Genomic DNA, 14,262 nt, shown 5'->3' with positions numbered 1-14,262 from the left:
CGGCCGCCTACCCTGGACAGGTGTCCGACACGCTCTTCGACGACGCCGGCGCGGAGGCCGCCAGGGGCCAGGAACCGCTCGCCGTGCGCATGCGCCCCCGCACCCTCGACGAGGTCGTGGGCCAGCGCCACCTGCTCGGCGAGGGCAGCCCGCTGCGCCGCCTGGTCGAGGACGACGCGCCCATGTCCGTGTTCCTGTGGGGCCCGCCCGGCACCGGCAAGACCACCCTGGCCACCGTGGTCAGCCGCGTCACCAAGCGCCGCTTCGTGGAGCTGTCCGCCGTCAACGCCGGGGTCAAGGACGTGCGCGCCGTCATCGACGACGCCCGGCGCCGCATGGGCATGCACGGCACCCGCACCCTGCTCTTCGTGGACGAGGTCCACCGCTTCAACAAGACCCAGCAGGACGCGCTGCTGCCCGCCGTGGAGAACCGCTGGGTCAGCTTCATCGGCGCCACCACCGAGAACCCCTTCTTCTCCGTGGTCAGCCCCCTGCTGTCGCGTTCGCTGCTGCTGTCCCTGGAGTCGCTGGAGGACGCCGACGTCCGTGCCCTGGTGGACCGGGCGCTGGCCGACGAGCGCGGGCTGGACGGGCGCTACACGCTCTCCGACGAGGGCGCTGACCACCTCGTACGCCTCGCGGGCGGCGACGGTCGCCGTTCCCTGACCTATCTGGAGGCCGCCGCTCTCGTCGCCGGCGCCCCCGGCGCGGAGCCGGTCACCATCACGGCCGAACACGTCGAACGCGCCGTGGACCGGCACGCCGTGCGCTACGACCGCTCCGGCGACCAGCACTACGACGTCGTCAGCGCCTTCATCAAGAGCATGCGCGGCTCGGACCCCGACGCCGCCCTGCACTACCTCGCCCGCATGATCGAGGCGGGGGAGGACCCCCGCTTCATCGCCCGCCGCGTGGTCGTGCACGCCAGCGAGGACGTCGGCATGGCCGATCCCACCGCCCTGCAGACCGCCGTGGCCGCCGCCCAGGCCGTGGAGCTCATCGGCATGCCCGAGGCCCGCATCAACCTCGCCCAGGCCGTCATCCACATCAGCCTGGCCCCCAAGTCCAACGCGGTCGTCTCCGCCATCGACGCCGCCGCGGCCGACGTGCGCGCGGGCCTGGCCGGGCCCGTCCCCGCCCACCTGCGCGACGGCCACTACCGGGGCGCCGCCGAACTCGGCCACGGCAAGGGCTACCGCTACGCCCACGACTTCCCCGGCGGCGTCGCCCCCCAGAGGCACGCCCCCGACGGCCTCGCCGACCGCGAGTACTACCGGCCCACCCAGCACGGCGCCGAACGGCGCTTCGGCGAGGTCCTCCAGCGCATCAAGGAGGTCCTGCGGGGCGGCGGCCAGCGCGGCTGAGCGCCGGGGCAGCGGCCCGCGGTACCGGCGCGCGTGCGGCGGCCCGACGCCGTCCGCCCCGAGGGTGAGGAGATCCGGGCACGGGAGCCCCCGCCGCGACGGTCAGTCGGTGAACAGCTCCGTGACCCGCACGATCTCGCGGGGCCCCTCGTCCCCCTCACCGGCGGGTTCGGCGAAGGTCACCTCCACGATGACCACCGGGCCCCACGACAGGTAGTCGACGAAGTCGCTCCCGGTCAGCTCCCAGGTGCCGCGGCCCTCCTCGTCGATGAACAGGTGCTCGGGCGCGGCGCAGAACTTGGCGCAGAGCACCTCGGCGTCGGGGGCGATGACGGCCTCGCCGGGCTCCCCGGCCACGTCCCACTGCTCGGCCCAGGCCGCATGGCTGGGGATGCCCTGGCCCCGGACCGGATCGTCCTCGCGCTCGACGGGGGTGTACACCCACGGCCCCGTCTCGGGGGACTCCTGCTCGGCGGGGTCGAATCGCACCACCAGGGTCAGCGGGTCCTCCTCGGCGACGGGGCTCGGCGACGCGGACCCCTCCCCGGCGGCGCCCGCGACCAGGGCGTCCCCCTGCTCGGGGGCGAGCAGCCGCGAGACGCCCCACACGCCGCCGCCGACCAGCGCCAGCGCGAGCACCGCGCCCGCGGCCAGGAACACGGCCCGTGTGGGGCGCCGGTTGGACATGCGCCCCTCCAGCCGGATGACCTCGGGCACCCGCGCGGGCGGCTCCACGGCGTGCCACTCGCGCTCCAGGATGCGCGCCAGCTCGTCGCGGTCCGGTGCGGCGGCCGCGCCCCCGGCCGGGGAGCCCGCAGCGCCCCCGCCGCCCTCCGCGGCGTTCTGCGCCTGCCACACCGCGATGACCGCGCCGATCACCTCGCGCAGGCTGGGGCGGCCGTCCGGGTCGGGGTCCAGCGAGCGCCCGACCACCGGTTGCAGCCCCTTGGCCAGACCGGTCAGGTCGAAGGAGCCCTGCGCGGCGCGCTCGGCGATCTCCTCGGGCTCCCCGGGGCCGAAGGGCAGGCGCCCGGTCCCGGCGAAGGCGACCACGGCGCCCCAGGCGAACACGTCGGCGGCGGGCGTGGCCGCCCCGCCGCGGAAGCGCTCGGGACTCAGCCAGGTCGCCCCCGCCCCGCGCATGCGCTCGGGGGAGGCCACGACCGCGCACTCCATGATGTGCGGGCCGCGCGACTCCAGCAGGATCTCGCCGGGGCGCAGCGACCCGTGCGCCACGCCGCGCGCGTGCAGCGCGGACAGCCCCTCGGCCAGGCCGGTGGCCAGCGCGATCAGCTTTCCGGTGCCCAGCCCGCCGCGCTTGGTGACGAAGTGGGACAGCCGCTCGCCCGCCATGTAGGGCATGGACAGCCACGGGGGGTTGGCGCCGCTGTCGAAGGCCAGGGGGACGACCACGCGCGCGGAGTCGACGTTGGACAGGGCCCGCAGCCTCCGCTCCAGTGCGGGGTAGGCGTCAGCGGACTCCAGTTCGGCGGATGTGAGGACCTTCACTGCCACCAGACGGTCGTCCGCGCTCGCGGAGGCGGTGTCCACGGCCGCGTAGACCGTGCCGCTGCCCCCCTGCCCCAGCCGTCCGAGGACGAGGTAGGGGCCGATCCGTGAGGGGTCGTCCGGATAGAGGGGTGCCAGGTCCGGCGGTACCAGTACGGAGATCTCTCGGGGAGAACGAGGGCTCATGAGCGTCCTGTCGATGCTTCTGGGGCCGAGGGGCGGCTGAGTGTCCGCACATCGTAGTCAGCTTTTCGGAAGGACCGGGCTTGCGGTCGATTGTCCCCCAGGGCGGGCGGAGCGTCGATCCCCGTGGCCCGGAGCGGCCGTCCGGAAGGGGGCGCGGACGCGCCGTGGCGTCCTCGCCCACCCGTAGGCGGGACGCGATAGGGTCGGCCGAAACCGGCCCGTCCCGCGCGGACCACAGGGGAGGATCCGCCGAGCCGGGGAACGCCCGTTCGCGGCGCCCGGTCCGGCGCGGTCGCCGGCGCCCCCGGCCCCCGGTCCCGGCGCGTGCGCGAGGGGCCGCCGCACACCCTCGAAGTCACCCTCTATCTGTCCACGGAGCCCGCATGCTTACCGGAGGAGAGGTCGCCGCGCTCGTCGCCGCGGTGGTCTGGGCGGTGCTGGCCACGTTCATGTGCGTGGCGCTCGTCAAGCTCATCAAGCTCATCAACGAGGCGACCAAGGTCGTGTCGGAACTGGGGGACCGCACCCCGCCCCTGCTGGACGACGTCGCGTCCACGGTGGAGCGCACCAACACCTCGCTGGAACGGGTCGAGGAGATCACCGCCAACGTGCAGGCCAGTTCCGAGGACGTCTCCACGATGACCGCTCTGACCCGCTCGGTGCTCACCGGACCGCTGGTGAAGGCGGCCTCGCTGTCCTACGGCGTACGCCGCGTCCTCGGCCAGCGCAGGGCCCTGGCGGTCGTGCGCACCCGCAGGAGGAAGGCGAACCGGTGATCGGCAGACTGTTCTACCTCGCCGCGGGGGCCGCCATCGGCGGCTACGCGGTCCACCGCGTCCACCGCGCCCGGCGGGCCCTCACCCCGGGCGGTATCGCCGAGCGCGTGGAGGGCCAGGTCAGCGAGTACCGCGGCGCCCTGCGCGAACTCAACGAGGACCTCGCCGACGCCGTGCGCGAGCAGGAGGAGGAACTCCTGCGCCGGTACGCCCCCCGGAAGGGGCACCGGTCCCTGTCGGAGGCCGACGACCGCGGGCTGCCCGGGTCCGGTTAGCCGTCCCCTACAGTGGTCCACGAGACACGCGATCCCCCTCGCCTTGGAGCCGCCCGTGCACCCGCAGCAGCCTCCGAACGGTCCCTACCAGGGCGGTTACCCGCAACAGCCCCCGAACCACCCCTACCAGGGCGGTTACCCGCAGCAGCCCGCGCCCTACGGCGGCCACCTCCCGCCGGGCCCGTTTCCCCCGGGCCCGGTCAGGATGCCCGGCGCGGCCGTCGCCGTGCGGGTGCTGATGTTCATCGGCGGCGCCTGCGGCCTGCTGCTCGGCGGACTGCTGTGGCTGGCCGCCGCGATGGCCTCCGGTGACGGCCGGTTCAGCGAGGAATTCATGCAGGGTGTGCGGGAGGGAGCGGGCTTTCCCGTCTCCTCCACCGAGGCGGGGCTGCTCTTCGCGCTCGTCGGCGCCGTCCCGTTCGTCTACGGGGCCCTGTCCACCCTCCTCGCCGTGCTGATGGGCCGCCGCAGCGCGGGCGTCCTGTGGTCGGTCGTGGTCTTCCAGGGGCTGGCGGCGCTCTTCCTGGTGTTCAACGCGGTCACCGGCGCCGTGGGATCGGTCGTCCCGCTGGCCTTCGCCGTCCTCATGATCGTGCTCATGCTGCTGGAGGCCACGCGCGCCTACTACACCCGGCCCGCCTCCGCCGCCTACTGAGGCGGGCCGACCCGTCCGAGTCACAGGGGGACCGCGAGGGATCGCGGTCCCCCTCGCCGTGCGCGGCACCGGTTCACGCGCCCTGCCGGGGGCTCTTCGCGGAGTCCGGCCTCCGGACGGTCCCGGGTTACGGAAAAGCCGAAACGCGAACCCCTCCTCCCGCCGCCTCCCGCGGCGGCTCCGGCCAGCCCCGGCGGCGGGTCCGCCGCGACCCGCCCCCGTGAGGACGCCGCCGCGTTCCCGAGGGCCTGTGGACGACGGGGCCCGGCGGTGGTCGGCGGCGATAGCCTGGGAACAACCAGGCCGCCGCCGTTGTCCTGACCAGGACGGCCCCGGCGGCCACCCGCAAACCACGCGCGCCGGCATCACGGTTCCCTCTACGATGGGCGCCTACCGACCACGCGTGACCACGGTCCCGGCAGGGACAGCCACGTCGCCCAGGGCGGCGGAGCCGAGCAGCAGGAGGGCATCAATGGAGACGGCAGAGATCGCGCGCCGCTTCCTCAGTTTCTTCGAGAAGAACGGACACACCGTCGTGCCCTCGGCAAGCCTCATCGCCGAGGACCCCACGCTGCTGCTGGTGCCCGCAGGCATGGTTCCGTTCAAGCCCTACTTCCTGGGTCAGCGCACGCCCCCCCACGACACCGCCACCAGCGTGCAGAAGTGCATCCGCACCAAGGACATCGAGGAGGTCGGCAAGACCTCCCGGCACGCCACGTTCTTCCAGATGCTGGGCAACTTCTCCTTCGGCGACTACTTCAAGGAGCGGGCGATCCCGCTGGCCTGGGAACTGGTCACCACGCCCGTGGAGGAGGGCGGCTTCGGCATCGACCCCGAGAGGCTGTGGGTCACCGTCTACCTCGACGACGACGAGGCCGAGGCGATCTGGCGCGACAAGGTGGGCGTGCGGCCCGAGCGCATCCAGCGCATGGGCAAGGAGGAGAACTACTGGGACATGGGCGTGCCCGGTCCCTGCGGCCCCTGCTCCGAGATCTTCTACGACCGCGGTCCCGAGTACGGCGTCGACGGCGGCCCCGAGGCCGACGAGGACCGCTACATCGAGATCTGGAACCTCGTCTTCATGCAGTACGAGCGGGGCGAGGGCAGCGGCAAGGAGTACCCCATCCTCGGGGAGCTGCCCAAGAAGAACATCGACACCGGCCTGGGCCTGGAGCGCCTCGCCGCGGTCCTGCAGGGCGTCGACAACATCTACGAGACCGACATCATCGGCCGCGTCCTGCACCGCGCCGCCGAGCTCACCGGCACCCGCTACGGCGACAACCAGGAGCAGGACGTCATGCTCCGCGTGGTCGCCGACCACGTGCGCAGCGCCGTCATGCTCGTCGGCGACGGCGTGCGGCCCGGCAACGAGAAGGCCGGGTACGTCCTGCGCCGCATCCTGCGCCGCTCCATCCGCAACCTGCGCCTGCTCTCGGGAACCGAGACCGCCTTCCTGCACGAGCTGACCGAGGTCAGCATCGACGCGATGAAGGACATCTACCCCGACCTGCTGGACCGGGCCGACGTCATCCACGGTGTGATCGACACCGAGGAGCGCAACTTCGCCGAGACCCTGCGGGCGGGCACCGCGCTGTTCGGCCGCGCCGCCGAGCGCACGCGCGCCGGGGGCGGCACCGTCTTCTCCGGGACGGACGCCTTCCAACTCCACGACACCTACGGCTTCCCCATCGACCTCACCCTGGAGATGGCGGCAGAGCAGGGCCTGTCCGTGGACGAGTCCTCCTTCCGCGAGCTCATGCAGCGCCAGAAGGACACCGCCAAGGCCGACGCCAGGTCCAAGAAGCTCGGCAACGCCGACATCTCCCTGTACGCGCAGATGCTGGAGGGCGCGGGGGAGACCGACTTCCTCGGCTACACCGAGTCCGAGAGCGAGTCGCGCGTCAAGGGCATCGTCGTGGACGGCGTCTCGGCGCCCGCGGCCCGCGCGGGGGACAAGGTCGAGATCGTCCTGGACAGCACCCCGTTCTACGCCGAGAGCGGCGGCCAGCTCGCCGACACCGGCACGCTGACCGTGGACGGCCGCGGCGTGGTGGACGTGGAGGACGTGCAGAAGCCGCTGCCCGGCCTGTTCGTGCACCGCGGCACCGTCCGCTCCGGGGAGGTGGTCCTGGACGACACCGTGCACGCGGGCATCGACACCGGCCGCCGCCACGCCATCGAGCGCTCGCACTCGGCGACCCACCTCATCCACTCGGCGCTGCGCAACGCGCTGGGCCCGTCCGCTGGCCAGGCCGGTTCGGAGAACCGCCCCGGACAGCTGCGCTTCGACTTCACCGCCGACAGCGCGCTGGGCGGCGAGCGCCTGGCCGAGGTCGAGGAGGAGGTCAACACCGTCCTGGCGGGCGACATCCCGGTCCAGACCGAGGAGAAGAACCTGGACGAGGCGCTGAAGATGGGCGCCATGGCCATGTTCGGCGAGAAGTACGGCGACCGCGTACGCGTTGTGGAGATGAGCGACTACTCCGTCGAGCTGTGCGGCGGAACCCACGTGCCCTCCACCGCGAGGCTGGGCATCGTCAAGCTGCTCGGCGAGTCCTCCATCGGCTCGGGCGTGCGCCGTGTGGAGGCCGCGGTGGGCGTGGACGCCTTCCGGCGCCTGTCCAAGGAGTCGACACTGGTCGGGCAGCTGTCCGAGCAGCTCAAGACCCCGCGCGAGGAACTGCCCGAGCGCATCGACTCCATGGTCTCCCGGCTGCGCGCCGCCGAGCGGGAGATCGAGAAGCTGCGCGCGGCCCAGGTGCTCCAGGCGGCCGGTTCGATCGCGGAGGGCGCCCGCCGTCACGGCGCCGCGCTGGTGGTGGCCGCTCCCGCGCCGGAGGGAGCCAGCGGCGACGACCTGCGCAAGCTGGTGCTGGACGTGCGCGGCCGCCTCGGCGAGGACGAGCCCGCGGTCGTGGCGATGACCGCCGTGCCCAAGGACCGCCCGGTCGTGGTGATCGCGACCAACAAGGCCGCGCAGAAGGCCGGGATCAAGGCGGGCGAGCTGGTGGGCATCGCGGCCCGCGCGCTCGGCGGCGGTGGCGGCGGCAAGCCCGACATCGCCCAGGGCGGCGGAAGCGACGCCACCAAGGTGGACGAGGCCCTGCGCGCCGTCGAGGAGCGCGTGGCCAGGGGTTAGACCGACGGCTTCGACGGGCGTGCGCGGCACCGGTGCCGCGCACGCCCGACGCGTGTGCGCGGGCGTGTGTCCGGCGTGACGAGGACCACCCGGCCCGGCCGTTTCCCCGGGCGCGCCGACCGAACCCCGCATGGACACGAAATGAATATGTAACATAACCAAGCGTGACTATGTGGAGGATTCCACGGTGCTCGGGCACGCTTGCGCCCACGGGGTCCGGACCCGCCGCCACCTGCGGGGAAACCGCCCCGGGCCCAGCGGCCGGGTGTCGCGGCGGCGTTCGCCCGCGCAGCACCGGCTCCGGGGTGTTTTACACTCTGACGGAGCGCGTCCGACCCGGACCCCGCCGGAACCGCCCCGTACGAGGCGGCCGACGCGGCCCGCGGCCCCGCACGGCGCCCAACACCGTTGAGGCTGCGTGCTGTCATCGAATCGGGCATACTGTGGCGCGTCACAGCCGATCACACGGCTGTCTGTGCGGACTTTCCCGCGATCCAGCTGACGAACAGGACCACCGTGTTGAGGATTTCCCAGCCGCGGTGCCGTGTCCGCAACGGCACGGCCCGCCCGAGCACCGCTCCCGGTTCCGGGAAGAGGTCCTCGTGAGGCACGGTGTGCGCCTGGCCGTCGACCCCGGCAACGCACGCATCGGAGTCGCCGCGAGCGACCCCAGCGGCATGCTCGCCAGCCCGGTCGAGACCGTCCGGAGGGGAAAGGGCGACACGCAGCGCATCGCCCTGCTGGTCCTGGAACGGCAGGCACGGGAGGTCGTGGTGGGCTACCCCGCCTCGTTGTCGGGGGAGGAGGGCCCGGCGGCCCGCTCCGCGAGGGAGTTCGCGCGCACGCTCGCCGCTCTCCTGCACCCCGTCCCCGTCCGCCTGGTCGACGAACGCCTCACCACGGTGACCGCCCAGAGCCAACTGCTCTCCGGCGCCTCCTTCGCCGCCAAGGGCGCCAAGGGCGGCCGGGCCCGCAGGTCGGTCATCGACCAGGCCGCCGCCACCGTGCTCCTCCAGAGCGCCTTGGACCAGGAACGGTCAACAGGCCATCCCCCGGGCGAGATCGTCCGCTCCAGCCAGGGAGAATGATGAACGACAGGGATGACTACCCCGACACTCCCTATCGTGGGCGAGGCGACCGCGAGCGCGGTTACGACTACGACCCGCTCAGCGGCCCCCCGCCCGCGCAGCCGCCCTCGCGCGGCCGCAGGGCGCGCCCCGAACCGGCGGACTGGAACGAGGACTCCGGCACGGGTGAGTTCCGCACCTCCCGGCACGCATCCCGCGGCGGTGGGTACGACCCGCTGAGCCCCGAAGGACAGCCGTCCGGGCGCCGCCACCGTGCCGAGCCGCCGGCGGAAGGCCCTTCCGGACCTTCCGGCCCCTCCGGTCCCTCGGGCCCCACCCGACGCGGCGGTGCCGCCGACGCCCTGCGCGGTGGACGCGCCGCCCGCTCCAGCGCCCCCCGCCGTCAGACCCCGGAGACGCCCCGGTCCCAGGAGCCCCCGTCTCCCCGCCCCCAGGGCCCCGCGCGCTCCCGCCAGGACGGTCCGGCGGGCGACCCGACCCAGGACGCCCTGGCCGCCCTGGCCAACCTGGGCGAGGCCGCCGCACCCGCCCGGCCCGCGCAGGGCCCCGCGGCGGCTTCCTCCGGGGAGGAGGAGCCTCCCCGGCGCGGCCGCCGTGCCCGCCCCGGACCCGAGCCCGAACCCGAGCCCGAACCCGAGGAGCCCCGCCGCGGCGGAGGGCGCCGCAGGCGCGGCGCCCCGGCCGACGAGGCGCCCGCCGCCGCGGCTCCGCCCCCCGAGGAGGAGCCCCGCGGCCGTCGCGCGCGCCGCAGGCGCGGCAGGCGCGACGACGAGCCCACCGGCGGCTTCCTGGACGACGCCCCCGAGGACAGCGGCGTCTTCGACTCCGGGACCTTCCCCGGCGTCAGCGGCTCCGCCGACACCGGCGCGTTCGCCGCGGTCGAGGAGCCCCCGGCCCGTCGCAGCCGCCGCGCCCGCGCCGATCGAGACCCGTGGGACGAGCGTTCCGACGCCCCCGCCGACAGCGGCGCCTTCCCCGGCACCGACGCCTTCGCCGAGTCCCCGGAGCCCGACTCCGGCGTGTTCGAGGCCCAGGACCCCGACGAGGAGCCGCAGGAGGACTCCGAGCCGCGTTCGCGCCGCTCCCGCCGCAGGCAGGCGGAGGCGGACCGGGGAGGCCGCCGCCGCGGAGGCCGCCGCAGGCGCGGCGCCCCCGTGGAGGAGGAGGCCCCGCAGGAGGACGAGGCCCCCGAGGAGGAGCCCGACGAGACCCTGGCCGAGGAGGCCCCCGAGGAGGAGTCCGAGCCCCGTCCCCGCCGCTCACGCCGCGCGTCCGCGGCCGACGACGGTCGGCGCGGAGGCCGCCGCAGGCGCGGCCGCCGCGAGGAGCCGGAGGAGGACGAGGAGGAGGACGAGTACGAGGAGCCCAACCTCGCCGACATCGCCGAGGCCTACGGGGGCGGACGCAGCAGCCGCAAGAAGGCCAAGGAGCTCAAGAGGGCCCGCGCCAACGCGGGCAAGGGCGGCAGGAAGCGCCGCCGCAGGAGCCGCGCCCTGACCATCGTGCTGGCCCTGGTCCTGCTCCTGGTCGTGGCGGGCGGTGGCTACGCCGTCATCCGCACCTATGTCCTGCCCGCCGACTTCGACGGCCAGGGCAGCGGCGAGACCGTGTTCGTCATCGAGCAGGGCGACGCGGGCTCGGTCGTGGGAGAGAACCTCGCCGAGGCCGGGATCGTGGCCAGCCCCCGCGCGTTCCTCAACGCGCTGGACGCCGTCCCCGAGGAGGAGCTCGGCTCCGGACTGGCCCCCGGCACCTACTCCCTGGCCCAGGGCATGAGCGGCGAGGCCGCCGTGGCCGCCCTGCTCGACCCGGCCAGCCGCGTCGGCGGGCGCGTCACCATCCCCGAGGGGCTGCGCACGGACGGGATCTTCGAGAGGATCTCCGAGGCCACCGACCTGAGCGTCGAGGAGCTGGACGCGGCCTACGCCCAGACCGACGAACTCGGCCTGCCCGACTACGCCAGCGAGGGGCCCGAGGGCTACCTGTTCCCGTCCACCTACCGGTTCGACCCGGGCGCCGACGCGCTCTCGGTGCTCAAGACGATGGTCACCCAGCACACCCAGGTCGCCGAGGAGATCGACCTGGAGGGCAGGGCCGAGGCGCTGGGCTACGACGCCAACGAGGTCATGGCGATCGCGGCCATCGTCCAGGCCGAGACCGGCACCAAGGAGGACATGCCCCTCATCTCCGCGGTCGTGCACAACCGCCTGGAGGAGGGCATGCAGCTCCAGATGGACAGCACGTGCTTCTACGTCCTGGGTGAGGAGGGCACCTTCCTCAACGACGAGCAGCGCGCCTCCTGCGAGGCCGACCCGCGCGGCTACAGCACCTACGGCATGACCGGACTGCCCGCCGGGCCGTTCGTGGCCCCCGGACAGGACGCCATCGAGGCGGCCCTGGAACCGGCGGACGAGGACTACCTCTACTTCGCGCTCGTCGACCCCGAGAACGGTCACACCGGCTTCTCCACGACCCTGGAGGAGCACAACCAGATGGTGGCCGAGAACCAGGCCGAGTGGTAGGGAGACGCTGACATGGCAACGGTGCGCGCCGCCGTCCTGGGCTCGCCGGTGGCCCACTCGCTCTCACCGGTCCTGCACACCGCCGCCTACGCGGCGATGGGCCTGGACGAGTGGTCCTACGGCCTGCACGAGTGCGGTGAGGAGGAGCTCGCGCCCTTCCTCGCCGGACTCGGCGGGGAGTGGGCGGGGCTGTCCCTGACCATGCCGCTCAAGCGCCGCGCCCTGGAGCTGGCCGAGACGGTCTCCGACCTGGCCCTCCAGGCGGGCGGCGCCAACACCCTGGTCCGCCGCGGGCGTGAGTGGCACGCCCACAACACCGACGTGGCGGGGATCACCGCGGCCCTGGCCGAGGCCGGGGCCGACGCCCCCCGCAGCGCGGTCGTCCTGGGCGCCGGGGCCACGGCGGCCTCCGCCCTCGTCGCGCTGCGCCTGCTCGGCCTGACCGCGCCGGTCACCGTGCTGGCCCGCGACCCGGCCAGGGCCGGGCAGGTGGCCGCCGCGGCCCGCCGCACGGGCCACCCGCTGGAGGTGGCGCCGCTCGCCGAGGTGGACAAGCACCTGGACGTGGACCTGGTCGTGTCCTCCCTGCCCTCGGGCGCGGCCGACCTCCACGCCGACCTGCTCGCCGCCTCGCGCGCAGACCTGTTCGACGTCGTCTACTCGCCCTGGCCCACCCGCGCCGCCGCGGCCGTCGCCGCGCGCGGCGGCCGCGTGGTCGGCGGCTTCCCCATGCTCCTGCACCAGGCCGTCGAGCAGGTCCGCCTGATGACCGGTGTGGACGACGTGCCCGTGGAGGCCATGCGCGCGGCGGGTGAGGCCGAACTGGCCCGCCGCTCCGTCTCCGCCTGAGCACGGCCGGAGAGGGCGCCCGCCCGGGTGGGACGAACGGGCTCCGGACACTGGTACGATGAGGTATCGACTTGGTCCGGTGTGTCCCACACCGGAGCCGCAAGCGGAGATGATCCTCCCACCTGCCGGGTACCGCCCGCGTAGGTTCCGGCCCGGCGATCGACCGCGCCGCGTTACGTCGACCGAGCACCCGTGTCCAGGGTGCCCGGTCCTCGCGCGCGACCTCGCTGGGAATATCCGGTCGGATCACCCCGCTTGCACACGCTGGCGGGGTTTTCGCTGTATGCGGACCCCGACTCGACCGGCGGCCCGACGGACGAGGGCGGCCCGGTCCACATGGCCGTCCACCACCAGGCGGGCGACCGGTCCCAGGTAATCGACATAGCTAGGGAGGGGTCTCATCAGCGCAGAGCCCCGCATCAATGACCGCATCCGGGTGCCCGAGGTCCGTCTCGTCGGACCCAACGGCGAGCAGGTCGGCATCGTCTCCGTGCAGGACGCCCTGCGTCTGGCCCAGGAGTCCGACCTCGACCTCGTCGAGGTCGCACCGACCGCGCGCCCGCCGGTCGCCAAGCTGATGGACTACGGCAAGTTCAAGTACGAGTCCGCGGTCAAGGCCCGTGAGTCGCGCAAGAACCAGTCGAACACGATCATCAAGGAGATCAAGCTCCGCCCGAAGATCGACCCGCACGACTACGAGACCAAGAAGGGTCACGTGGTGCGGTTCCTCAAGAGCGGTGACAAGGTCAAGGTGACGATCATGTTCCGCGGCCGTGAGCAGTCCCGGCCCGAGCTGGGCCGCCGACTGCTGGCGCGCCTGGCCGAGGACGTCCAGGACCTCGGCACCGTGGAGTCGCAGCCCAAGCAGGACGGTCGCAACATGGTCATGGTGATCGGCCCGCACAAGCGGCGGTCCGAGCACAAGGCCGAGGCCCGCGCGGCGGCGGGGGACAAGACCCGCCGCGAGCAGAGCACGGACGCCTAGCGACGCGGAGTCCTCCACCGCCCGGTCGCCGGTAGGGACCGGGTGGTGAGAAGGGCTGCGCGCGCACGGCCCGGATGCGGCGCCCCGACGCGCGGTGTCCCCGCCACAGCAGCGGAAGAACCGTGTCAGCCGCCCCCTCGGGGCGGGTGGCACTCCGACGGAGTAGGAGACGACGGCGACATGCCGAAGAACAAGACCCACAGTGGGGCCAAGGACCGCTTCAAGGTCACCGGCTCCGGCAAGATCATGCGCCGCCGTGCCAACAAGAACCACATCCTTGAGCACAAGACCTCCAAGCGCAAGCGCAAGCTGGGCAACGAGGCCGTGCTCTCCCCCGCGGACGCCAAGAACATGCGCAAGCTGCTCGGCAAGTAGTCCCGGGCCCTCCCCTCCGCGGAAGCGCCCACCCATCGGTCACGGTCGGTGCGGTGACGGCCTCCGTGAGGGAACCACCGAAGCAACACGGTCGCCGGGTTCGACGCAGCCGGGCCGGTCGGCGCGCCGCGCGCGCCGGAAGAGACAACTAGGGAGTTCCAGTGGCACGCGTGAAGCGGGCTCTCAACGCCAAGAAGAAGCGCAAGGTCGTCCTCGACCGGGCCAGCGGCTACCGCGGGCAGCGCTCGCGCCTGTACCGCAAGGCCAAGGAGCAGATGCTCCACTCGATGACCTACTCCTACCGGGACCGCAAGGACCGCAAGGGGCAGTTCCGTCGCCTGTGGATCCAGCGCATCAACGCCGCCTCCCGCGCCCAGGGCCTGACCTACAACCGCTTCATGCAGGGTCTGAAGCTGGCCGGCATCGAGGTCGACCGCCGCATGCTCGCCGAGCTGGCGGTCAACGACCAGGCCGCCTTCGCCAGCCTGGTGGAGACGGCCAAGAAGGCCCTCCCCGCCGAGGCCGCGGCCTAAGCGAGC

Annotated in this window: 12 protein-coding genes; 11 read left to right on the top strand and 1 reads right to left on the bottom strand. The window is 73.5% G+C overall.

The window, feature by feature from the left end; genetic code table 11:
• Nucleotides 1-20 precede the first annotated feature (20 nt).
• Nucleotides 21-1,364 (top strand): replication-associated recombination protein A, encoded by a 1,344-nt coding sequence (locus tag G011_RS0124410; RefSeq protein WP_019610761.1) that lies wholly within the window; start codon nt 21-23, stop codon nt 1,362-1,364.
• A gap of 102 nt (nt 1,365-1,466) precedes the next feature.
• On the opposite strand, the gene G011_RS0124405 is transcribed toward G011_RS0124410, so the two are convergent.
• The gene (locus tag G011_RS0124405; RefSeq protein ID WP_019610760.1) at nt 1,467-3,059 is read right to left on the bottom strand and encodes a serine/threonine-protein kinase; all 1,593 of its coding nucleotides are present in this window, start codon (nt 3,057-3,059) and stop codon (nt 1,467-1,469) included.
• 383 nt (nt 3,060-3,442) lie between these two features.
• Between G011_RS0124405 and G011_RS0124400 the strand changes: the two genes are divergently transcribed.
• The 10 genes from G011_RS0124400 to rplT all read left to right on the top strand — a co-directional run bounded on the left by G011_RS0124400 (nt 3,443) and on the right by rplT (nt 14,256).
• Nucleotides 3,443-3,835 (top strand): DUF948 domain-containing protein, encoded by a 393-nt coding sequence (locus tag G011_RS0124400; protein ID WP_013154102.1) that lies wholly within the window; start codon nt 3,443-3,445, stop codon nt 3,833-3,835.
• Nucleotides 3,832-4,110, top strand: coding sequence for a hypothetical protein (locus G011_RS0124395; protein ID WP_019610759.1), 279 nt, complete (start codon nt 3,832-3,834; stop codon nt 4,108-4,110). Before G011_RS0124400 ends, G011_RS0124395 begins: the two co-directional genes overlap by 4 nt.
• A 55-nt stretch (nt 4,111-4,165) precedes the next feature.
• On the top strand, nt 4,166-4,765 hold the full coding sequence (locus G011_RS0124390; protein WP_019610758.1) for a proline-rich domain-containing protein: 600 nt from the start codon (nt 4,166-4,168) through the stop codon (nt 4,763-4,765).
• Nucleotides 4,766-5,237: 472 nt separating this feature from the next.
• The gene (alaS, locus tag G011_RS0124385) at nt 5,238-7,904 is read left to right on the top strand and encodes an alanine--tRNA ligase (RefSeq protein WP_019610757.1); all 2,667 of its coding nucleotides are present in this window, start codon (nt 5,238-5,240) and stop codon (nt 7,902-7,904) included.
• A gap of 602 nt (nt 7,905-8,506) precedes the next feature.
• A complete protein-coding gene (gene ruvX / locus G011_RS0124380) occupies nt 8,507-8,992 on the top strand; it encodes a Holliday junction resolvase RuvX (RefSeq protein WP_019610756.1) in 486 nt (161 codons plus the stop codon).
• On the top strand, nt 8,992-11,514 hold the full coding sequence (gene mltG, locus G011_RS32680; protein ID WP_019610755.1) for an endolytic transglycosylase MltG: 2,523 nt from the start codon (nt 8,992-8,994) through the stop codon (nt 11,512-11,514). Before ruvX ends, mltG begins: the two co-directional genes overlap by 1 nt.
• Before the next feature lie 12 nt (nt 11,515-11,526).
• Nucleotides 11,527-12,363 carry a shikimate dehydrogenase gene (locus G011_RS0124370; RefSeq protein WP_019610754.1) on the top strand — a complete coding sequence of 279 codons (837 nt, stop codon included), beginning with the start codon at nt 11,527-11,529 and terminating at the stop codon, nt 12,361-12,363.
• A 400-nt stretch (nt 12,364-12,763) separates the two neighbouring features.
• On the top strand, nt 12,764-13,348 hold the full coding sequence (gene infC, locus G011_RS0124360) for a translation initiation factor IF-3 (RefSeq protein ID WP_081461740.1): 585 nt from the start codon (nt 12,764-12,766) through the stop codon (nt 13,346-13,348).
• Between the two features lie 180 nt (nt 13,349-13,528).
• Nucleotides 13,529-13,723, top strand: coding sequence for a 50S ribosomal protein L35 (rpmI, locus tag G011_RS0124355; RefSeq protein ID WP_013154086.1), 195 nt, complete (start codon nt 13,529-13,531; stop codon nt 13,721-13,723).
• 161 nt (nt 13,724-13,884) lie between these two features.
• Complete coding sequence (gene rplT, locus G011_RS0124350; protein WP_013154085.1) at nt 13,885-14,256, top strand: 50S ribosomal protein L20; 372 nt, start codon at nt 13,885-13,887, stop codon at nt 14,254-14,256.
• Nucleotides 14,257-14,262 lie beyond the last annotated feature (6 nt).

This window comes from Nocardiopsis sp. CNS-639 (assembly GCF_000381685.1).
GTDB classification, from domain to species: domain Bacteria; phylum Actinomycetota; class Actinomycetes; order Streptosporangiales; family Streptosporangiaceae; genus Nocardiopsis; species Nocardiopsis dassonvillei.
Note: the sequence above shows the minus strand (reverse complement) of the source record. Positions and strands in the feature narration are given on the sequence as shown.